Consider the following 20,353-nt stretch of genomic DNA (forward strand, 5'->3'; position numbering starts at 1 on the left):
TTAATTAGACAGTAATGGTTAATAATTCATTTGGGCGGTTACCGATGGAGTTCGAATAAAATGGGTTCCATTTTTAGTCCGTGTCTAGTAAATCTTGCTACGAATTTGCAAATTCTATCTCTGGTGTAGCCAGAGTGCGTACTATGGAATCCCTTTACTGTGGAATGAAAGGATCTATTATATCCGACATAGATTTTGTAAAGAAACAATAAGGAAGCTAAAATTGGTAGAAGATTAGAAAAGAAAAAGGAAATGAAAAAGGAAATGAAAAAGGAAAAGAACGGGAAAAGAAAAAGGAAAAAGCAATTATGAGCGATTACAGGACTGGAATGGAAAAATCTGACTCATTCAAGGATTCATTTTAAGACCTTTTCAGTGCAAACCATGCATCTCTGCACTGCAAGTGGATTTTTACGTCTAAACCCTTTTGAAAGTACAAACTTGAAATTTTTGAATCTCAGAAAGAAACTTCTTTCGGGTCAAAGTATTCGGGGTCAAAATCTTCTCCCAGCCATGTTACAGTATCTTCATATTCCTCATGTTCCGGGTTCTTCAGGATCTCCAGCATATCTTCATAGCCCCATATTCCCCCGATGTCTTCTGGGACAGCTGCTCTTTTTCCGGCAGTACATACGGGATACTCCTCTCCTTCTTCTCGTGAAAGAATTTTTTCAAGCCTAATTTTTATCTGCCAGTTGTCCCCGAAATCGTAGGTGTACAGAGCAATCTTATTTTCCGGTGTGAAATATTTGGATATTTTAGTCTTATTTTCCGGGACTAGAGGCTCTCCCAATCCTTCAAAATCTTCGCCTTCCGTCCCGATTTTATCCAGCATCCCTGTCTTCGGGTTTGGCATTTCGAATTCATGCAGATGGTAATCTTCCCATTCCATTACAGCCTGGATAGCATTGTGAAGGTTAAGGAAGGTATAATTTTCCGGTACCTGTATACGCCTCCAGATCTGAGGGGTAATGCCTTTCATGGAAAGTTTTAGCTGATAAACTTTCTCGAAAGTCTTTTTCATAGAATATTCACCAGAAATAATTTATCGGAATCTCTCTATTTTAGTTTTTGGGATCTTTTTGTCCTCTTTTCATGGAATCTCATATGTATGATATCCGAAAATTACTTTTCATACTCAAAATTTGATATTTTTTAATACCTTCTGGGATCGTTAAAAAACCAGAAAATAATATACAGTATCTAAAATGTTCTTTAATATGTGACAAATGATAAGTATCGGTTGTTTTATAACTCTCTAAAAGATCTTTTAAAAAGCTTTAATAAGTATTTTAGTCCAGTTTGATGCGGATTTTTGCGGAAACGCCATCCCAGGAAAGGCCAAAATAAAGTTCGAGGTGATGCCCACATCTTATCTTCCATAAGGTGAAAAATGGAACCGACTGCAAGGGTAAGAACTTTGATATCTCCTCTTTCATTATATAAGTATAAACCTGTCAGAAAGAGGGTAAAAGGAAATAACAATGTATGAGCTATTATCCGTCCGTTTGCAATGGTAGAAGAAAAGATAACCATTCCCAGCGGTTTATCTATTAAGTCTGGAAGGAGCGATCCAATAACCAGATATGTCGGATCGATAATAGTCCTTAATTGCGGTATGAAAAACGCAACTCCGAAAAATACCCCCAGCGTGACGCCAATGTGTCCAAAAAGAAGCATCAACATTAAAAGGTACTTTAGTTACATATAAATATGGTATAAATATCTGTTTCTTGCAGAACTTTACAGAAATAGCAACGTATTGACTTAAAGTGCGCCATAGTGAACTGGCTGGAATGGATTATTGGTCCCGAGTTGGTGTATATTTTGTCATCGGTTAACGAATAAAAAATATTAAGAATATCGTTATCTGGCAAAAGCGGTGTATGGACTGCAGAAAAATTTCAATATAGGGGATATCTACCCTCATCTGCAGCTTTCCTCTTAAAAAAGGGGAAATTATAAAAGAATCAATCTTTAGCTGAAAAAAGATATAACGCTTAATATTATATCCTGTCTTAATTTAGAGGTTCCGGAAATGCAGCCGGATAAAATTTCAGGTAGGAATATAAGTATGAAGAATATCGAAGATTTAATCGAGAAAGCTGCGGAATTACAGAGTAATGGGCTTATTAGCGCTCAGATTGCCGATGAACTCAATGTTTCAAGAGAAACGGTTACCTGGCTTTTAACCCGTTCAAAAAAAGAAGAAGTAACTCCCGCTCCAAAAGATATTTCTGTGGACTGGAGCAGCATAGGGAAAAGTGCCAAACGTCTCCACAACGTCTCGCTTGCACTCTGCGACATGGTGCTTGAAACCCTGGAAAAGGCAGACGCCGAGGTAGACGTGGTCGTTGGCATTGCTGCCAATGGGATTCCCCTGGCAAGCATGATTGCATATGAACTGGATGCGGATTTAGCGATTTATCATCGTAAAGGGCAGGATCTCGCTCACAAAGGCAACAGAGGGACCATAAGCAGAAATTTCGGGTCCGTTGCCGGTAAAAACTGCGTTATCGTGGACGATGTTATTACCACCGGTTCAACCAGTATGGAAGTGATTGAGCAGCTGAAAGAAATGGATGCAAAGCCAAGAGTTGTAGCGGTATTGGTCGACAAAAAAGGTGTAGATACAATATATAATGTTCCGATTCGGTCTCTTGTAAGAATTGCGCGTGTGGACTAAAAAATAACTGGGGTCCGTTATGAAATAACTTAGACAACACATAATCATCTTAGAACAAATCATCTTAGAACAAATCATCTTAGAACAAATCATCTTAGAACAAAATCGATTGGGTGCTTGTGAAAAATAGTTACAGACAGTGTAAAAATGGCTCTAAGTTATTTCGCTTTTGACCCTCAGAAAGTCAATCCTTACCTGAAGGGTTTATCGTCCTATGGGTGAAACTAAGGCAAAGTCTTCATGCCTGTCATCATTAATATCTATCCTTATTCCAAACGGATAGCTCTGGTTTTCTTAGACTAACTTCCAGGTCTATGTGCATGTTCCAGGTATATATGGCGGAAAAGATCGGGCTATATAAGGGCTTCTTATTTTCAAAAAAGAATCAGTCTCAAGTAGAATTCTGTTTTTTGTCTGAAAGTAAATTGTCGGACAGCCTTTTCAGCCGGTGTATTTTCAACTTTGAACTTTCCATCCCCTGGCAGCTAAATTATTTGCATGTGCTACTCCTGTTCTTGAAGGTGCAGCATTTCCGGTTAAGTCTACGTACCCACCATTTGTATCGTAAGAGTCCAGTATCTGGAGTATCCCGTCTACTGTTGTTTGATTTAGTGAATTAAGACTGGCATTTAAATAAAATAAACCAGGGTCATCGGAAATGTCTAAACTTGTAAGGTCGTTATCATAAATATTCACAGTACATCTTCCACCAGCTGGGAAACAACCAGAAAAATTAGCTGCAGTATATTGATTATTGGAGGATAGAACTTTTTTCAAATTTGTTGAAGTTAGGTGCAGAGTGCCGCTTTGATTTCCGTTCCATACATAAAAGTCTTTAATGAGTGGAAACTGGCTGACCGGGAGTGTGGTGGTCATCTGTGGGTTATCTCGAACACATATATGCCATAGATTAGCCCCGGTAGTGCCCCAATTTATTGTGTATGTTCGACTTCTTTGAGATGCTCCGCGAAGATCAGCCAGAGAAGGAGCTTCCGATAGATCAAGCTCGGAAATGTTGCAATTTTCGAGGCAAAGCCTGGTCAGAGAAGGAACATTACGGAGTCTGATGGTATTCAGTGATGTACAATAAAAACACTCAATCGTATGCAGTGCCGTGAAGTTATTGAAATCCAGCGAAGTTATTGGATTATAACTAGAGGCCCATACCTGGAGGTACGGTGCAACATTCTCCAGACCAGTAACAGCTATTACATCCTGTTGTTTTAAATTTTCTATTGTATCGGAACCTGGAGTTACCCCCCCATCTGAACCGTCATAGCCTATATTGATCTTGGTTACTGCACTCCACGGTGTTACTACCAAAGTGTTTTCCCTGCTCTTCCTTGAACCAAAATTTACAGTAGGAGACGTAGAATCAGATGTTGAACCGTCACCAAATACCCATTGTATTTCAGGATTACCTGTAACTGTTATAATTGGCGAAAATGATGAACCAGCAGTAACAAACGTAATATTTTCATCAGGTTTTGCAGTTCTCATTTTTTCATCTGAACTGGCGTTTGAACCGTTTTTATCCGGGTCCGAGTTCGTATATTCAAAAGTAGAAAAAGCTAAAACAACGATGGTTAATAATCCTGCAAATTTGATTCCGGAAATTCTATTAGGGAATCGCATAATTGATCTCCTGGTATTAAATTGATCTCCTGGTATTAAATTGATCTCCTGGTATTAAATTGATCTCCTGGTATTAAATTGATCTCCTGGTATTATTTACTTTGGGATTACTTTTGCTGAAAACTTACATTCTTTTTCAATAAATTTCGCTCAGGAAATTCTTTATTTTCACTAAATATTCTAATTGAGGTACTCTATTTATATTTAGATAATGTTCTATCCTGGATATACTATTATTATATACTGCCAGGAAAACTGAGGAGCAAAATCAAAGTTCACCTATATTAACACACTTTCAAAATAAAGATCCAGGACCGGTAGTGTGCCAGCGTATCGAGATCCGGGCGATCATTTAAATATCGAAGGTGATATGTATAATTGGATAGGATGATCGACGAAGTGCTAAAAGTTTTCAAGAAACTCGATGCAAAGGATTTCAGGATACTTACAGGCATCGAGACAGGAATGAAACATTTTGAGTGGGTGCCAGTAGAAGAACTGAATAAATACACCAAATTGCCTTTCGATAAACTGGAATACAGGCTGAAGAGGCTTGTCAAGGACAAGCTTGTGGTCAGAACCGTCCGGCCTTATGAAGGTCTTCAGATTTATTTTGAGGGTTACGATGCCCTTGCACTCAATGCCTTTGTGAAAAGAAAAAGTATCAGCGCTATAGGGGACGAAATCGGGGTAGGTAAGGAGTCTGTTGTTTATGAAGCGATTCGGCAGTCTGAGCTTGCAATAGGGGAACCTTATCCGGTCATAATCAAGTTCCACAGGGAAGGCAGGACCAGCTTCAAACAGATAAAAAGAGTACGTGAACACCTCGGGGAAAGAGAGCATTTCTCCTGGATTTATGCTTCCCGGCTTGCGGCTCAGAGGGAATATGAGGTTATGACCCAGCTGTACCCGCGGGTGTCTCTCCCAAAACCCCTGGACCAGAACAGGCATGCAATTGTTATGGAACTCGCAAAAGGCAATCTGCTCTCAAAAACAAAACTTCTGGATCCTGAATGGTATCTTGATGAGATTCTCAGGCAGGTAAAAATAACCTATTCGCTGGGTTTCATCCATGCCGATTTAAGCGAATATAACATATTTGTATCCGAAGATAGTGTCCAGTTCATCGACTGGCCTCAGTATGTAACTCCGGATCATCCTCATGCTGACGAAATTCTCGAACGGGATGTCTCAAATGTCCTGACCCATTTCTCCCGAAAATATAACACTGAAAGAGAACTTGAAGAAGTTCTTGAAGAGATCAAAAGTGCAGCAGAGAAAAGCATTGAAGAAACTGAAGAAACTGAAGAAACTGAAGAAACTGAAGAAACTGAAGAAACTTAAATGTGACTTAAATGTAAAGCCTGAGGTTTTTTTCTATTTGAATAATCCCCAGGTCTTATTGATTTCACTTCATCCCGGAAGTTATTAATTTTACTTCATTTCAGACACTAATAATTTAAATTCACCTGGGATCTTGTCGATTTCACTTGATATGTGAAAGGGAGTAATTGCCTGGTAAATTCGGGGAATTAAATTGTTCCACCGAACAGATTTTTGTTTTGAACTGTCTATATAGTTGTAAATGTGCTTTCCTTTTCCAACTCTCTTTAAAGCTTTATTTTTTAACTTCTCTCGATGAAAAAGTTAATTGTGGGAAATGGAGCTAATTAAAGAAAGCTAAGGGAATTGAAGTTATTCAGGGCTATTTGAAGTTAAAAAAGCAAATTGAAGCTAGCTGAGATAATTTGGTCAGCTGAGATAAAAGAGCTGGACTTTATAGATTATGTTGATATTGTAAAATAAAGGTAGAAATCAGTTAAATATATATTCAACAAGAAATAAAATATAGGTGTTCATGCAAAACAGAATAATTTACGGAATTGATATTGCCCGGGGTTCCCCAAGGGCAAAGGAACTTCCTCGCTATGCTCTGGCTATACTGAAGGACGGAGAAGTTACCCATTACAGTATGCTTCGCCGTCAGAAGATTCTGAATATGATCCAGAGGGACAGGCCGGATATCATAGCTGTGGACAATATTTTTGAACTGGCTGCGGACAGAAACGAACTTATCTCGATAATGGAACGTCTGCCCGATGGGGTTAAACTTGTTCAGGTTACCGGTGGGCTTCGCCCGGAACCTCTTGTCAGGCTTGCGAAAAAACATGGTTTTTCCTTTAACCCTGAAAACCCCAATGATGAAGCCGAAGCCTGTGCCCGGCTTGCAGACCTTGGAGTGGGGCACGAAGTCTCTCTTTTTGAAGACATTACGAAAATCAAGGTTAGCCGAGCCCGTTCACTCGGGCGGGGGGGCTGGAGCCAGAACCGGTACAGAAGAAAAGTGCACGGAGCCGTGCTTCAGAGGAGCAGGGAGATTGAAAATGTCCTCAAGGACCTTTCACGGGAAAAAGGCATCAGGTTCGAAACCGTAAACGTAAAAGGGTTCGGGGGCTATGTGAGGTCAGAATTTACAGTCTATGCAAAGCGTGGAGAGATTCCAATACATCCTATGGCAAGCAACGATGCGCAGGTAAGTGTGAGAAGTGTCGAACGTGATAAAATCCGGTATGTCCCCCTGAAGCCGAAAAACCCCCGGCGTAAATTCACAATCGTAGGAATCGATCCGGGAACAACCGTGGGCATAGCTATTCTTTCTCTTGATGGCGAGCTTCTTTATTTGAAAAGCTTCAGGGGAATAGCTCCTGATGAAGTTGTCAAGCTCATTGCCGAATATGGAAAACCTGCAGTGATCGCAAGCGATGTGACTCCAATGCCGGGATCGGTTGAAAAAATCAGGAGGAGCTTCAACGCAGTCCCTGCAAGCCCAGGGATTGAGGTTTCTGCCGAGGAAAAAATCGCGCTTGGAAGACCTTTCGGCTATTCCAATGACCACGAGAGGGACGCCTTAACTGCTGCCCTTCTCACCTACAGGAGCTACAAGAACATCTTCACGCGGATTGAAAAGAAAGCTCCGGAGAATGCAGACCTTGAGCTGATAAAGCTCCACGTAATCCGCGGAGACTCGATCGAATCTGCGATCGAAAAAGTCCGGGCTGCAGCAAGAGCTCCTGAAAAACCTGGAGCACGGGCAGCTCCTGAAAAGCCGGAGGAAAGGGCAGTTGACGAATCACTCCTGAAAATGCGAGATACTGTCCTGAGGCAGGGAGAACAGATTCAGAACCTTCAGGATTACGTGGAGGAATTGAAACATGCCCTGCTAGCAAAAGACCGGAGAATCTCAAAACTTGAGTTCAGGTTGAAGGGCTTCAAAAAGGAAGTTTATGGCGAAGTCCGGAAATCAAAAGAGATCCGGATCAGGGATAGCACTATAGAGAGCCTGAAAAAAGAGCTCAGCAACAAAAACAAAACCGTAAAAGAACTCAGGCGCAGAAGCAACAAACTGCGCAAAATCCAGAAAATGGAAATTCGAGGCGAGGGCACTCCTGTAAAGGTTATTTCCGCCTTTACAAAGGAGTCAATTGCCGAAACTAAAGAAAAATACGGACTCAAAGAAGGAGACATCGTTTTTCTGGATAATCCGAGCGGAGGCGGAGCTGCAACCGCCCAGATCCTTGTAGAAGCCAGAGCCCGGGCTGTAATTATTCCTGAAGAGATCTCTCACGCAGCAGAGGAGACTTTCTTCAAGGGTGATGTGCCGGTTTTAAGGAATGTCCAGCTTGAAAGAGCTGAAGATTTTGCAATGGCAGAACCGGAAGCCCTGAAGGCTGCAATTGCTGCATGGGAAAAAGAAGCTGAAAAAAGACGGCAAAAAGCCAAAGAAGACGAACTTCAGAGTCTCTTTGATGAGTACAGAAGTGAAAGGAGGAGAGGCCTCATTTAAGGTTCCTTCTATCGTGTTCCCTTTCTCTATTCCTCCCTCCTGTCCCTCTTCCTATCTTATTCCTCGGAAGCTCATTTTCTGTCAAAAAAGATATTCTTCCCGGTAACGCTCAGCGGAATTCCAAAAACAACATCTGCATCCAGAAGGCCGGAGACCCTTGCAGCCGCACCTATCGAATACATGACCCTGTTGTCAATACAGAAGTCCTTGGCTTTTGCAACAGCTGCTCCTACAGCGATTCCCAGGTCCGCATACTTGAGCATGCAGTTCGGCCCTTTAAATTCTGCTTCAACCTTCTGCCGGTCCAGCATTTCTGCACAGGTCTTAAACCCGCAGGCTCCGCAGTTTAAGCCTGCAGCTCCACTGGCTTTTACTCCTATAAGGATAGCAGACCCGGCATTTCTAAGGTTTCCTGCATCTCTTTTCAGGAAGGCAAAGCCTTCGCCTTTTGTATCTGCCAGCTTTTCCATGGCCGAGGCAAGGACTTCAATATCTTCTTTTTCAACGAGGGCAGTTACTATGTCGTCTACTCCTTTGGCTTTCGGGGCAGTCCGGGCAGCCAGAAGGATGCTCTTTGCAAGTGTCTCGATTACATCGGATTCGGGATTGAGAATCATGCATGGATTATTGGAATTTTCGGGGCTTAAGCATTTCGCAGGCTTCGGAAAAGCTTTTGCATTTTTTTCTATAATTCCCTAAGCTCCCGGAATATGGCCTGCGTTGTGGAAGCAAGCCCTGTTGCCGTAGATTTTGAAAGTTTCCCCACAATCTTTTTTCTGGTTATCCGTAAAAGTTTCTGGAGGTCATCAGGGTCAAATGGGGATACACCCGAAAGCGTTGTCTCTGCAAGTTTTGGGTATCTCTCCCGAGAAGGAAGGTAAACTCTAAGGTAGGCGGAGTCATTAAGACTTCAGGATTCAGTACATAAGGTTAGGGACAGCCCTTAGTGGTCAAGGTACCCATGCGAGATCATGATTGTTTTCGGCTCCATGCAATTGTAGAGGATATTCTGAAACACCGACTAGATAACGTCGGTTTTTCATTAATATCGAGTATCCTATTCGAATTTTGAATATTGGTATCCATATCTATAATTCTTATTATATTATATTCTCTAGATACTAATATTGCTATAATTTAGACCCATTTTTTCGGCATATAATATGGGGATAGAATTTATCCAATAGTAATCTTCTAAAAAAATGAATCTGGATGATTTATTGATAGAGCAAAATCTGCTTAACGAATTCATAAAGCAGACCCAATGGTCTATTCGCATACGGGGAGTAAAGAATGAAAATTGGATTGAAAATCGGATTGATAGTTTCTCTACTATTGCTATGCTTAGCTATTCCTCTTAGCGCCGCGCAAGCATCAGAACCTGCAGGAACCATCGCAGTCAAAGCAGATAATGAAACTTCAATGAACACAACAACTTCGGCCCAAGAATCCGCACCGTGGCTCACGAGCCCGGGGCTGAACACGGAAGAACAGGGACTCTACCACTTTCCCAGGGACCACCAGTGGCATAGCGGACCGACCTACCACTTTAACGATTTCGATGAGTGGCACTACTTCACATTACTGGGCAAGGACCTGACGACAGGCCACAACATATCTTTGTTTGTGTGCGATTTCCAACAGGGTTGGCGCAATGACATACAAAGGCCCCACACCAGGGTTCTCATGGCCTACCTCGACAAAGACGAAGCCAAGTTTTACGGTCATGCCATTGACCCGACGGGCAAGTTTGTGACCACGGGATCCAATGGGGATTTTAATTATACGGTCGGTGAGGTTGGTAAGGAGCAGGGTTTTGCCACGAACTACAGCTATTCCCAGGAACGGTGGAATTTCAAAGGGTGGGCGACAAACGAGAGTAATATGACCGCCGGCACTCCGTACAACTTTGACGTCACCGGGGTCGTAAAGGTCCCAGGCTACATTCCAATGGCTTACTGGGGGCTGGAAAACATCGGATTCAATGACCAGTACGACCAGAACCCTTCGACTATGTACGGTCTTTCATACTACTACGTAGCCCCGGAGATGGAAATGAACGGCACGGTAACCCTGGATGACGGCGTTGTCCATGAGATTGAAGGCACGGCCTGGTTCGAACACCAGTGGGGCAACTTCCAGTCACCTGAACAGCTCCGATACTTCTGGGGTTATGCCCGTTTCCCCAATGGGGATTCATTCACCTGGCGGCAGTATTACGGCAGTCCTGCGGGAGTTGTACCTACCACCATACCTTACAACATAACAGCTGGTATGATGGGTTGGGACTCTCCGCAGATTCAACAAAACCGGTTCGCTTTCGTACCCAAGGGCCAGCCACCGCAGTTCGCGTTCGGGCCGTCCATCGTGTACACACCGATCAAGTGGTGGACGTCGCCGATAACGAATATGTCGTACCCGTGGTGGGGCGAACTAAAGACGCCTAAAGGGACTTTCTACGTATCCCCGTCAGCCACTCCCTCCCAGGAGAGCGCTGGCGCTGCGGGTCCATTTATAGAGGGAGCGTTGGAGCTCCATAGTGGCTCGATTGACGGACCGGTGGTAGCAGAAGGGTTCTGTGAACTGGCGCAGCTACCTCCACTAGGAGCGCCAAACGCCCGCGGGCTTCCCGAAGCTACTGCTCCGGGAGATATCCGTTTCGACGGCGGTCTGAACCACAGCGTGCAGAAACAAAACTGAACCTCTCTTCTGGGACCTGGACAGGTAACCGCGTCGCCGATGTGGAACGTCGGCGACGCTAAATCGACTGGGGAGGCTTCGGTCTGTCCGTGGTGGGGGACTTGAATAACTGGAAATCTCCAGTGGCAGGACTTGATTACCCGACCGAGGGCCTAATAATGACTGGATAAGGGCTATCCGGCTCACCACCGGACGGCAACCCTGTTGATAGAGCCCAGCGGACATCCGGCCTTCTTTAAGGAGTAGTTCTACCTCGCGATGATCCATCAGTGCTCGATGAGTGTTTTCTGAAATGGATGGTGATCAAGCCCTTGTTGATAATGAATATATCTGGATGCTTTAAATACCAGAAATTCTGTCCAACGAGTGCAATAAAACCACAAATAGAAAAAGATGTTTAAGAATCTTTTTTAATAACTGTTTATCCTTTCCTTTTATCTTTAAAAGGTAAAAGATTCCCCGTTTGCGGGTGCATAAGCTTCCACACCGATTTCCTCAGAGATCCACTGTGCGAAAGCCTCTGTTTTGTCCCCGTGCATTACAAAGGCCCTTTCCGTGCCTTTTTTGCAGAAATCCTTCACAAGTTTTTTAAGCTCGCTGTCCCCGCTGTGTGCGGAAAAGTCGTATTGCTCTATTTTGGGCTTGAGGGCAAGGACATCTCCTCTGGTCTCGATGACGCCGTGTTTCAGTGCCAGCCGGCCATTTGTGCCTTCAACCTGATAGCCGGTGAGCAGGACTTTAGAGTTCGAGTCCCTGTAAAGCTGGCTCAGGTAATAGAGTATAGGCCCGCCGTTCAGCATTCCGGCTGTAGTGACAATAACCGAAGGTTCTTTGAGAACGGATTCCCGTTGCTTATCTTTTACGGAAATAGCCCGGTCGAAAGCCCTGTCCAGAAGTTCCGGATTCCTCAGGTACTCGGGATATTTCCGGAGGAGTTTGTATACATCCCTGCCCATTCCGTCCACATAAGCCGTGATCCCATGGGCGTCGAGCAGCATAAGGATCTCCTGCGTCCTGCCTATTGCAAAAGCAGGGATAAGGGCAGTTCCTCCCCTTTCCAGAGTTTCAAGGACAGAATCAATAAACTTTTCTTCGGTTTCTTTTCTCGGGACATGCTCCTCTCCGAAGTATGTGCTCTCAAGCACAAGCGTATCAGCTTCTGGAAACTCTTCTGCTCCCGGCACAAGCCTCGTTTCCTTCATGCTGAAATCACCCGTATAAAAGAGACTTTCTCCCGATTCGGATTCAAGATGGATTCCGGAAGCTCCGGGGATATGGCCTGCGTTATAGAAGCAGACACTGTACCCGTGAGTTTTGAAGGTCTCCCCGTAATCTTTTCTTCGGGTCAGCTGGTTAACCCTTTGAAGGTCGTTGGGGTCAAAAGGTGCTACACCCGAAAGGGTTGTTTCTGCAAGTTTGAGGGTATCTCTCCCAAGAAGATTGGTAAAATCTGCCGTTGGCGGCGTCATGAAAACTTCGGGATTCATATACATCAGGTTAGGGACCGCCCCGCAGTGGTCCAGATGCCCGTGGGATACAAGCACGGCTTTCGGTTCCATGCCGTTTCCGGGATATTCGGGGATTTCTCCGGCTTTTATACCGTAATCGAGCAGAATTTCCTCATTGACAAGCAAACCCGAACGTCCGACTTCCCTGCATCCTCCTTTAAAACTAAACTCCAGAACAAACACTCCTTGGATATTTTTTTATGCTTCAATTTCTCAAATAAGCTTTTCAAAATTCTTTTTGAAATAAATCTGGCTTTACAGCCCTTAAAAGTTATGATCCGGTAATCTTCCTCTCCGAAAATGGTATTTTCAGTTTTCTTCCTCTGCACCAGAAAAATTCTCTTATTTCTCTTGACCCGCAATTCTACAGAAACATTTTTGGAGTATAATTTAGCACTTCGAGTTCTCTTAATTCCCATCCCGGACAACTACTACAGGGACTTTTGAATGTCTTACTACTTTTTCCGCAACACTTCCCATCAGAAGCCTTTCAAATCCTGTTTTTCCGAGTGTTCCCATTACTATCAGGTCCATGTTGTTATTTTCTGCAAAATTGATTATTTCATTAGCCGGATATCCCTCTAAAAGAACCTCTTTGACCTCCACACCCGATTCCTCTACAATCTTCTTAATTTTGGATATTACTTTTTTTCCAGAGTTCATCATCATTTCACGGATCGCTTCTTTGCCAGCAGTCCAATCTTCAGAAATTACAGAGGGTGTATCAACCACATAAAGGGCGTGGATGGTAGCTCCGCTAAGCTTTGCAATCTCAATACCACAAGAAATAGCTCTCCGGGAATTCTCGGACCCATCAGATGCGATCACTATGTTTCGGTATAATTCACTCGACATATATTGTTCCCCATTTTAGATTTTAATTTACATTCAACTTCCTGAATACGAAAAAATTACTCACGGTTTCCTCTACTACTATTCTAAAAGAAACAAAAACTACTGATCAATCTGTCGATATTATCCAGTACATCCGAAAATGATACTTAATTGTTTTCTCCTTTTTGCGCAGGCAAAGTTTTGACCACCCTCTCATTACCAAGAAAAAACAATAGCTAAAAAGATAGCACAATTAAAAGATGTATGGTATGTAGAAATACCTGCAAGGATGAGAAATTATTCTCTTGAACTCGTGGATCTCATTTAAATTAATAGCTAAATATAAGCATCTCCGCCAGCTTGCCTGGAGGCCGCTCCCTAAACAAAGAAAGAAAACTGGACTAATGAAAAGATAAGAGAACAGTTTTGCAGGTAGAATAATTTGGTTTATTGCATTTGAGAGCTTTTTGATTGTTTAATTCACGGTTCTCTCAATAACTTTTCTTTAGTTTTTCTGTTATTATTACGGGAAAGACCGCACGCAAGCGAGCGGGACTTGGACGGTTGAATATAGTTATTAATGTTGCACGGGTCAGAATTAGGTACTGACCTCTTAACCTGGTGGCCGACGGATTCACATCTCAATGAGAGTTTCAGCCCGCATTTTGCCGTCATCGGTTCGGCGGCAGAAGTTTCTGATGCAAGTGACATCGTCCAGCCCGAAGCCGGCACTCTTGAAAAGATGCTGACTGCCGTACCGGGGCCGATGCGTTTCATTCCAACTCACAAAGGTCATGGTCTTCCAGGCTCGGAAATCGAAGCTCTTCCTACTCGCCCGGGTAGCATGAAGAACCTGGCTGATTTCCCGTTAACTCCTCAATTCACAACTCCTAATCATCAAGAAGTTCTCAACTTATAAGTCCTCAACTATGCCGCCGTTACATGAAATCTGCCATGTTTTAACCTTTTTTACGCTTGTCTTTATTGTTTTTGCAAGTTCTATGGGGTCGGCTTCGGCAAGGGCTTCCACGCTTGTGATCCCGGCTTCTTCCAGTTTTCCGGCGGTGGCTTTTCCTACGCCTTCGATATCCGTAATGGTTTTGGGCTTTTCTTTTTTCGGCTGCTGGGCCTGCTCTTCCTTCTGGGTTTTTTGCCATTCAATAAAGTTGCACTGGGGACAGCCGAGGTCCCAGGGGCGTTTACCGGCATTAATTATGCGGATGTGGTGCAGGCCGTGGGTCTCGCATTGCTTATCGGTAACCACGATCTGGCCGCTCTTTGGCAGGGGGAGGGAGAAGGTGCAGTTAGGGTAATTGCTGCAGCCTATGAAACGGCTTCCTCTTTTCGATCGTCGGATCATGAGTTCGTTTCCGCATAAGGGGCATTTGCCTATAATTTTGTCTTCCCTGAGGCCTGCCTGCAGGGACTCTATGATTTTGTCCCGGTTTTTGTCAAGTTCCGAAAAGACCTGCTGGAGCATTTCTCTGGACTCTTCAAGGACGGACTCCTCTTTGATTTTACCTTCTGCGATCAGGTCCATATTTTCTTCAAGCAGCTTTGTCATGTCCGGTTTTGTAATCGTGGGCGAGTATCTTTCAAGAGTTTCCACTACGGCAAAAGAGGTATTTGTAGGCTGTACCGGATTTCCGTGGATATATGCCCTGGAATAGAGCTTGCTGATAATCTCGTGGCGGGTGGCTTTCGTGCCCAGGCCCAGCTCTTCCATTATGTTGATCAACCTGCCCTGTCCGTAGCGTCCCGGGGGTTGGGTTTCCTTGTCCAGCATCTCTTTCTTTATCACTTTCAGGATTTCTCCTTCGCTGAGTTCCGGAAACAGCCTGTCTTCAGGGGCATTGTAGGGGTAATACCAGCGCCAGCCGGATTCAAGCATTCTTGCCCCGTTTGACCTGAACTCTTCGGCATTGATTTCGAGTCTCAGGCGCATGGTCTCCCAGGTGCTGGGTCCTGCAAAGGTTGCAAAAAAGCGCCTGGCCACAAGCTCGTAGACCTTCCATTCATCTTCTTTTAACTCGGATTCCTTTGCAAGGGACGCCGGATAGATAGGAGGATGGTCTGTTGTTTCTTTTTTCCCGCGGGTGGGGATAAGTTCTTTCTTCTCAAGCAGGGCTTCTGCATATTCCTTAAAAGGCCCTTCCTTAAAAATCTCAATTTGAGCCCTGAGGTCGAGGGTTTCGGGATAAACCGTATTGTCGGTCCTGGGATAGGATATGTACCCGTTAGTATAGAGAGATTCGGCTATGCGCATGGCGTTTGCAGGGCTGAGCCCGATTGAGTTTGCCGCGCTGATAAAGCCTGTAGTATTAAACGGGGTTGGGGGCTGGTCACTTTTTGTGCCTTTTTCCATCTCTTTTAATTCGGCTTTTTTCCCCAGTTTATTAAAGACCTCGGAAGCTTCCTTTTTGTCCAGGAAACGGCGGGTTGAGTGCTGGGCTGAAAAAGTCTCACTTGATTTTGTTTCAAGTTCGACATGTATTTCCCAGTAAGGAGTCGGGACAAAGATATTTCTCTCTTTTTCCCTGTCGACTATAAGTGATAGGGTTGGGGATTGCACCCTCCCCACAGAAAGGAACATTTTCCCGAGCCTGCCTGCTGCAAGGGAAATATATCGGGTAAGGGCAGCTCCCCAGACCAGATCAATAACCTGCCTGGAGTGACCGGCATCGGCAAGGTTAAAATCAACACTTGTGGGGTTTGTAAATGCTGCATCAATTGCTTTTGGGGTGATTGCACTGTAGCGAACCCTGTCAAAAGGTACCTCAGGGTTCACTTTCTTTATGATATTCAGAGCTTCGACTCCTATCAGTTCTCCTTCCCGGTCGTAGTCAGTTGCAATCGTGACTCTGTCTGCTTCTTTCCCAAGGGCCCTTAAAGCAGTCACTATTTTCCGGTTGATTGGAGTTGTTGTAATCTCGGCGTCGATCAGAGTTCTTGAATCAACTTTTTGCCAGTTGTTATATTCTTTTGGGAAATCAATCCCAACAATATGCCCGGAAAGCCCTACAACTGCAGTTTCCTGTCTGCTTTTGCCTTTTCCAAGCTCGTACCGGTAGACGTCTACTCCGCTGACTCTTTCCTTCTTAGGACTTTTTGGAGCCAGAATCGCAGCTATCCTCCTTGCTGCTATATTTTTTTCCGTTACGATAAGGTGCATTTAAAACTCCGGTATAACTTTTCTTACATTTTATGGAGGAATACTGGCGTACCCCTAAACTCCTGCCAGTCTGTATCGAAGCCTGCCTCCTAATTCTTGAAGTTTCCTTTTCTGATATAAATTTATGGATCAAATCCCAGAATATTCTGCTATCCTGAACTTTAATCGGTTCGGATATTCCTGATTTTTCTTTATTTACCTATTTTTCCCTTTTTCCAGACTCCGCGTCATTCACAATTTTTCGTGATTTTTTCATAATGTTTTCCCGTATCTCTCTATTTTTTCTCTCAATTTTTCTCCCTATTTTTTTTATTTTTCCTTTCTTCAATAAGCCTGAAAACGAGTTCCACAGCCTCCAACGGGTTTTTTGCTCTCTCCGTACCTTCTATTTTCCATTTTGACTCCAGCAACACCACAGGCTTTCCCATCTTAAGGCCGAGAGCTATTTCCGAAAGGGTCCCATACTCCCCGTCAACCGCGATCAGAGCATCTGAGGACTGGGCTATAAGAGCGTTTCTGGCATGTCCCATTCCGCTGAGCACGGCTACATCTATCCAGGGATTTGCCTCCTCTCGCAGGGTTCCTGGCAGAATACCTATGGTTATCCCACCTGCGAGTTTTGCTCCCTTCGCTGCTGCTTCCATTACTCCCCCCAGGCCTCCGCAGAGCAGGCCAGCTCTTTTTTTTGCAATCTCTCGTCCCACAGCTTCCGCAAGCGCTCCGGTCTCCCTGCTGCAGGTACCGGCTCCTATTACCCCGATTTGAGTCCTTACTGGCGTTTTCACTGTGTACTCCCTCCTGTTTTACTGTACTTTCTCTTTTCTCCAAATAGAGCTGCTTTCAGATTCAGATATAGTGGCTCTGGATTTCCACAATCTCGGCGCTGTTTTTTGCAGTTGCGTATTCGTCAAGGGGCTCTTTGTTCAACTCTAGAAAACTGTGCCCCCAGTTAAACTTGGACATGATTTTTTCGCCCTGCTCCTTGTAACCTAAAATATACAGAGCTGCTGCAAAAGCCTCTGCAGAGTTAAGTTTGAAGGGCCTTCCGAAGTTCACCGGATTGCCTGCAAGCATGTAAGGTAGAGCCCTATGTTCCAGGTTCAGCTTTTCCAGTTCCGGAAATACCCTTTCCACTTCTTCCCAGGAGCAGTCAAGCACTATAATTCCCTTCTTCGGGTCATCAGCTGGCGAAAGAGCCTGTTCTGCCATCGGGTCAAGCAAAATCGCGGATCTGGGCAGCCTTGAAATCTTATCGTAAAGGCGGGCAAGCTCAAAACGCGCCATTTTTCTTCCTGTGCACTTCTTCGGGTCGCATTGCCCGGCGTGATAGATATAAAGGGGGACGTCACGGCTCTTTGTCGGATTCATCATTGATCCTCTGGGATGAGGGACTTATATGTTTTACGTCTTTATTTTTGATTTTTCCTTTAGCTGAGGGGTAGTTCACACCTCTCACTGTTTTACTTCCTTACTTAAACTAAATATTATATATTTTTGGCTGTGAAGTACAATTTTCGTGTTTCCTTATATTCCAAACAGGTTTCAAGCCGGTATGTGCGGGTATCATCCCGGAATCCAGGTCTAATTGTTTTTTTCTTAAACGCCTGAGCCTTTTTTTATGAATTCTCTTATCTGTACAACTTATTCGTTAAACCATTCGTTAAACCACGCCGTTTTTCAGGTTTCTTCCATCTCTTTTTCTTTCTCTCTAAGTCTTCCATTTTTCCTTTTTTGAAGGACTTCCCTGCAAGCTGACAGAATTTCAGATAAAAGAATCTCTTTTGAGAATTAATAATAAGTTATTTTATATCTTATAATTTGTATATAAACAATTATATCATTGCTTCATTATCAGGGGAATATGGAGGAGGGTAAATCTTGATGCTGAAATTGATCTTGAAATTAACACTGAAATTAAGATCCCGGCAGAAGCCTGTCTCCATATGCTGCAGTGATAGATAATAATTTATTTCAGCCTGCATCATGTCGGGGCTTTCAATGATTGAAAAGATGCACTTGATCAGAACCTTCACAATTAGGTCCTCGGATTAATTGAGGGTAAGCTGTACAGGCGTGAATCTCATCAATGAACTGCCCGGAAAGAAGAAACGCTCTTCTTTGTGGAGGGGGAAGGCTAGAGGGGGAAGGCTATCTTCTCTTTGGTCCTGGCTGATTCCTGAGTGTGCCAAAAATTCTCCGGAAACTGGAAAACTCTGCTCAGGATTATGATGTCTCTTTAGCTGTGCTTATACCTGTATTCCGTTAATGGAAAAGTCCTGGTTGAGCACTAAAAAATCAGGGAGATGGATTATATGGAACAACCAGCTGAAGTTATCAAACAACCAGTTGATGCTAAAAGTAAGGCAGAGTATGAAATTCTGGGAGCCCCCTGGTGGGCGGTTCTTCTGGAAGGCGTTATAGCTATTATTATTGGCTTATTTTTGGTATACAGACCTGCAGTAACCACTGTCTTTCTCTTACAGATCCTGGGTATTTTCTGGGTGGCGGGGGGAATTCTTTCCGTTATAAGCGCATTGATTTTCTCGGGAAACAGGTTATGGAAACTGCTTTCAGGTATTTTGAGTATTATTGCAGGAATCGTTATACTGATGTACCCTCTTATCAGCCCTTTCATAGTTCTCACACTCTTTATTATTTTCATAGGGGCATGGGCTATTGTCACCGGAGCTATGAAACTTATCTGGGGACTTAAAGGAGGGGGGTGGGGGATGGGAATCCTTGGGGTTCTTACCATAATCCTCGGTATACTCCTGCTGACCAATTCTCTTGCAGGAGCCTTGCTTCTTCCGTGGGTATTCGGCTTTTTCCTTATTATCGGGGGAATCGGGGGAGTCATCGGAGGACTGAAAATGCGAACCTGAAGAAGAGTTTTTTTCGAGATAATAATATGAAAACAAAAATAAGGAGATAAAAATATGGACAGACCTATTGGTGTTACTATTCTGGGCCTTCTGGCTGTACTACTGGCAATTTTAAACGGTATTGCAACGCTTCGTTTTCTTGGATTTCTTCCCTTTATCGGGCCTCTGGACATCCGCACTTTCAACCTCTGGTATGCCCTTTTGTACGGTTTGCTGACCTATATCTGGGCGTGGGTGGCCAAAATGCTCTGGGAGGTAAATCCGCAGGGCTGGATGTTTATGGCTATTATCGCGGTATTTAATCTGTGCCTGGCTTTTGTGGTGCTGGTTACAGGCGGTTCATGGTATGACGTTAACCTTTCGGTAATTGTTAACGCCCTTATCCTCATCTATGTTATGCTGCCTGGGGTGAGAGAGGCATTCGGGACAGATTAAACCAGGATAGGGATTGGGAACTAATGTGATCCGATAATTCATTTTTGTTCCTGCCAGGCAACTCTCTAGCAGGAGCCTTTTTCTTCCCTTGGTATCTGCACCGTTCCTTATTCTCGGAATCGGGATAGCCATCGGAGGTCTAGATATGCGAACCTGATGAAGGAGTTTTTCGAGACAAAAATAAGGAGACAAAAATATGGACAGACCTATTGGTGTTACTATTCTGACCTTTGTAGCTGTACTGCTGGCGTTTATAAACGGTATTGCAATGCTTCGTTTTCTTGGATTTCTTCCCTTTCTCGGGTCTCTGGACATCCGTACTTTTAACCTCTGGTATGCCCTATTGTACGGCCTGCTCGCCTATATCTGGGCATGGGTAGCTCAGATGCTCTGGCAGGTGGACCCGCAAGCATGGCTCTTCCTGGCTGTCATTTCAGTTTTCAATCTGTGTCTGGCTTTTGTGGTGCTGGTTACCGGAGGTTCATGGTATGACGTTAACCTGTCAGTCATTGTTAACGCCCTTGTTCTTATCTACATAATGCTACCCGGGGTGAGAGGAGCATTCGGAAGAGATTAAGGAGTGGAGATGAAGGCAGGAGTGGAGAGAAGGTAGGAGTGGAGAGAAGGTAGGAGTGGAGATGAAAGCAGGAGTGGAGA

18 protein-coding genes are annotated in these 20,353 nt (G+C 44.0%); 7 read left to right on the forward strand and 11 right to left on the reverse strand.

The window, feature by feature from the left end:
- Positions 1 to 457: 457 nt before the first annotated feature.
- Positions 458 to 1,024, reverse strand: a complete 567-nt coding sequence (locus MSSIT_RS07115; protein WP_048171187.1) for a plasmid pRiA4b ORF-3 family protein — start codon at positions 1,022 to 1,024, stop codon at positions 458 to 460.
- Between the two features lie 224 nt (positions 1,025 to 1,248).
- Complete coding sequence (locus tag MSSIT_RS07120) at positions 1,249 to 1,680, reverse strand: metal-dependent hydrolase (RefSeq protein ID WP_231590459.1); 432 nt, start codon at positions 1,678 to 1,680, stop codon at positions 1,249 to 1,251.
- 394 nt (positions 1,681 to 2,074) lie between these two features.
- Here MSSIT_RS07120 and MSSIT_RS07125 point away from each other — a divergent pair, with 394 nt between their 5' ends.
- Positions 2,075 to 2,686: an orotate phosphoribosyltransferase-like protein gene (locus MSSIT_RS07125; RefSeq protein ID WP_048174579.1), complete on the forward strand. Its 612-nt coding sequence runs from the start codon at positions 2,075 to 2,077 to the stop codon at positions 2,684 to 2,686.
- A gap of 456 nt (positions 2,687 to 3,142) precedes the next feature.
- On the opposite strand, the gene MSSIT_RS07130 is transcribed toward MSSIT_RS07125, so the two are convergent.
- Positions 3,143 to 4,321 (reverse strand): hypothetical protein, encoded by a 1,179-nt coding sequence (locus MSSIT_RS07130; RefSeq protein WP_048171191.1) that lies wholly within the window; start codon positions 4,319 to 4,321, stop codon positions 3,143 to 3,145.
- Between the two features lie 387 nt (positions 4,322 to 4,708).
- On the opposite strand from MSSIT_RS07130, the gene MSSIT_RS07135 reads away from it, so the two are divergent.
- Positions 4,709 to 5,665, forward strand: coding sequence for a serine/threonine-protein kinase RIO2 (locus MSSIT_RS07135; RefSeq protein ID WP_048171192.1), 957 nt, complete (start codon positions 4,709 to 4,711; stop codon positions 5,663 to 5,665).
- A 508-nt stretch (positions 5,666 to 6,173) separates the two neighbouring features.
- Positions 6,174 to 8,165 carry a DUF460 domain-containing protein gene (locus MSSIT_RS07140; RefSeq protein WP_048171194.1) on the forward strand — a complete coding sequence of 664 codons (1,992 nt, stop codon included), beginning with the start codon at positions 6,174 to 6,176 and terminating at the stop codon, positions 8,163 to 8,165.
- A gap of 71 nt (positions 8,166 to 8,236) precedes the next feature.
- On the opposite strand, the gene MSSIT_RS07145 is transcribed toward MSSIT_RS07140, so the two are convergent.
- Positions 8,237 to 8,782 carry a ferredoxin domain-containing protein gene (locus MSSIT_RS07145; protein ID WP_048171196.1) on the reverse strand — a complete coding sequence of 182 codons (546 nt, stop codon included), beginning with the start codon at positions 8,780 to 8,782 and terminating at the stop codon, positions 8,237 to 8,239.
- Between the two features lie 676 nt (positions 8,783 to 9,458).
- Between MSSIT_RS07145 and MSSIT_RS07150 the strand changes: the two genes are divergently transcribed.
- A complete protein-coding gene (locus tag MSSIT_RS07150) occupies positions 9,459 to 10,865 on the forward strand; it encodes a lipocalin-like domain-containing protein (protein ID WP_048171198.1) in 1,407 nt (468 codons plus the stop codon).
- A 440-nt stretch (positions 10,866 to 11,305) separates the two neighbouring features.
- Here MSSIT_RS07150 and MSSIT_RS07155 read toward each other — a convergent pair whose 3' ends face one another.
- The 7 genes from MSSIT_RS07155 to MSSIT_RS07185 all read right to left on the reverse strand — a co-directional run bounded on the left by MSSIT_RS07155 (position 11,306) and on the right by MSSIT_RS07185 (position 18,412).
- Positions 11,306 to 12,556: an MBL fold metallo-hydrolase gene (locus tag MSSIT_RS07155; protein ID WP_048171200.1), complete on the reverse strand. Its 1,251-nt coding sequence runs from the start codon at positions 12,554 to 12,556 to the stop codon at positions 11,306 to 11,308.
- 225 nt (positions 12,557 to 12,781) lie between these two features.
- Positions 12,782 to 13,228: a universal stress protein gene (locus MSSIT_RS07160; protein ID WP_048171202.1), complete on the reverse strand. Its 447-nt coding sequence runs from the start codon at positions 13,226 to 13,228 to the stop codon at positions 12,782 to 12,784.
- 459 nt (positions 13,229 to 13,687) lie between these two features.
- A complete protein-coding gene (locus MSSIT_RS23005) occupies positions 13,688 to 13,984 on the reverse strand; it encodes a hypothetical protein (RefSeq protein WP_156158810.1) in 297 nt (98 codons plus the stop codon).
- Between the two features lie 136 nt (positions 13,985 to 14,120).
- Positions 14,121 to 16,379 (reverse strand): DNA topoisomerase I, encoded by a 2,259-nt coding sequence (locus MSSIT_RS07170; RefSeq protein WP_048171208.1) that lies wholly within the window; start codon positions 16,377 to 16,379, stop codon positions 14,121 to 14,123.
- A 287-nt stretch (positions 16,380 to 16,666) separates the two neighbouring features.
- A complete protein-coding gene (locus tag MSSIT_RS07175; protein WP_048171210.1) occupies positions 16,667 to 17,164 on the reverse strand; it encodes a TIGR00725 family protein in 498 nt (165 codons plus the stop codon).
- Between the two features lie 61 nt (positions 17,165 to 17,225).
- The gene (locus tag MSSIT_RS07180) at positions 17,226 to 17,747 is read right to left on the reverse strand and encodes a DUF367 family protein (protein WP_048171213.1); all 522 of its coding nucleotides are present in this window, start codon (positions 17,745 to 17,747) and stop codon (positions 17,226 to 17,228) included.
- Positions 17,748 to 18,211: 464 nt separating this feature from the next.
- Complete coding sequence (locus tag MSSIT_RS07185) at positions 18,212 to 18,412, reverse strand: hypothetical protein (protein WP_048171215.1); 201 nt, start codon at positions 18,410 to 18,412, stop codon at positions 18,212 to 18,214.
- A gap of 279 nt (positions 18,413 to 18,691) precedes the next feature.
- On the opposite strand from MSSIT_RS07185, the gene MSSIT_RS07190 reads away from it, so the two are divergent.
- The 3 genes from MSSIT_RS07190 (at position 18,692) to MSSIT_RS07200 (ending at position 20,273) form a co-directional block, all read left to right on the forward strand.
- Entirely contained in the window at positions 18,692 to 19,261 is a 570-nt protein-coding gene (locus tag MSSIT_RS07190) for a DUF308 domain-containing protein (RefSeq protein WP_231590460.1), read from the forward strand.
- 54 nt (positions 19,262 to 19,315) lie between these two features.
- Positions 19,316 to 19,696, forward strand: a complete 381-nt coding sequence (locus MSSIT_RS07195) for a hypothetical protein (protein WP_048171217.1) — start codon at positions 19,316 to 19,318, stop codon at positions 19,694 to 19,696.
- Between the two features lie 196 nt (positions 19,697 to 19,892).
- The gene (locus MSSIT_RS07200) at positions 19,893 to 20,273 is read left to right on the forward strand and encodes a hypothetical protein (RefSeq protein ID WP_048171220.1); all 381 of its coding nucleotides are present in this window, start codon (positions 19,893 to 19,895) and stop codon (positions 20,271 to 20,273) included.
- Positions 20,274 to 20,353 lie beyond the last annotated feature (80 nt).

Origin of the sequence: Methanosarcina siciliae T4/M, from assembly GCF_000970085.1 — an archaeon.
Classification (GTDB): Archaea; Halobacteriota; Methanosarcinia; order Methanosarcinales; family Methanosarcinaceae; genus Methanosarcina; species Methanosarcina siciliae.

Excerpts from the sequence above, each read along its gene's own strand:
- MSSIT_RS07115 (WP_048171187.1), bottom strand. The coding sequence starts at position 1,024 with ATGAAAAAGACTTTCGAGAAAGTTTATCAGCTAAAACTTTCCATGAAA.
- MSSIT_RS07120 (WP_231590459.1), bottom strand. The coding sequence starts at position 1,680 with ATGCTTCTTTTTGGACACATTGGCGTCACGCTGGGGGTATTTTTCGGA.
- MSSIT_RS07125 (WP_048174579.1), top strand. The coding sequence starts at position 2,075 with ATGAAGAATATCGAAGATTTAATCGAGAAAGCTGCGGAATTACAGAGT.
- MSSIT_RS07130 (WP_048171191.1), bottom strand. The coding sequence starts at position 4,321 with ATGCGATTCCCTAATAGAATTTCCGGAATCAAATTTGCAGGATTATTA.
- MSSIT_RS07135 (WP_048171192.1), top strand. The coding sequence starts at position 4,709 with ATGATCGACGAAGTGCTAAAAGTTTTCAAGAAACTCGATGCAAAGGAT.
- MSSIT_RS07145 (WP_048171196.1), bottom strand. The coding sequence starts at position 8,782 with ATGATTCTCAATCCCGAATCCGATGTAATCGAGACACTTGCAAAGAGC.
- MSSIT_RS07150 (WP_048171198.1), top strand. The coding sequence starts at position 9,459 with ATGAAAATTGGATTGAAAATCGGATTGATAGTTTCTCTACTATTGCTA.
- MSSIT_RS07160 (WP_048171202.1), bottom strand. The coding sequence starts at position 13,228 with ATGTCGAGTGAATTATACCGAAACATAGTGATCGCATCTGATGGGTCC.
- MSSIT_RS23005 (WP_156158810.1), bottom strand. The coding sequence starts at position 13,984 with ATGAAACGCATCGGCCCCGGTACGGCAGTCAGCATCTTTTCAAGAGTG.
- MSSIT_RS07170 (WP_048171208.1), bottom strand. The coding sequence starts at position 16,379 with ATGCACCTTATCGTAACGGAAAAAAATATAGCAGCAAGGAGGATAGCT.
- MSSIT_RS07180 (WP_048171213.1), bottom strand. The coding sequence starts at position 17,747 with ATGAATCCGACAAAGAGCCGTGACGTCCCCCTTTATATCTATCACGCC.
- MSSIT_RS07190 (WP_231590460.1), top strand. The coding sequence starts at position 18,692 with ATGGAACAACCAGCTGAAGTTATCAAACAACCAGTTGATGCTAAAAGT.
- MSSIT_RS07195 (WP_048171217.1), top strand. The coding sequence starts at position 19,316 with ATGGACAGACCTATTGGTGTTACTATTCTGGGCCTTCTGGCTGTACTA.
- MSSIT_RS07200 (WP_048171220.1), top strand. The coding sequence starts at position 19,893 with ATGGACAGACCTATTGGTGTTACTATTCTGACCTTTGTAGCTGTACTG.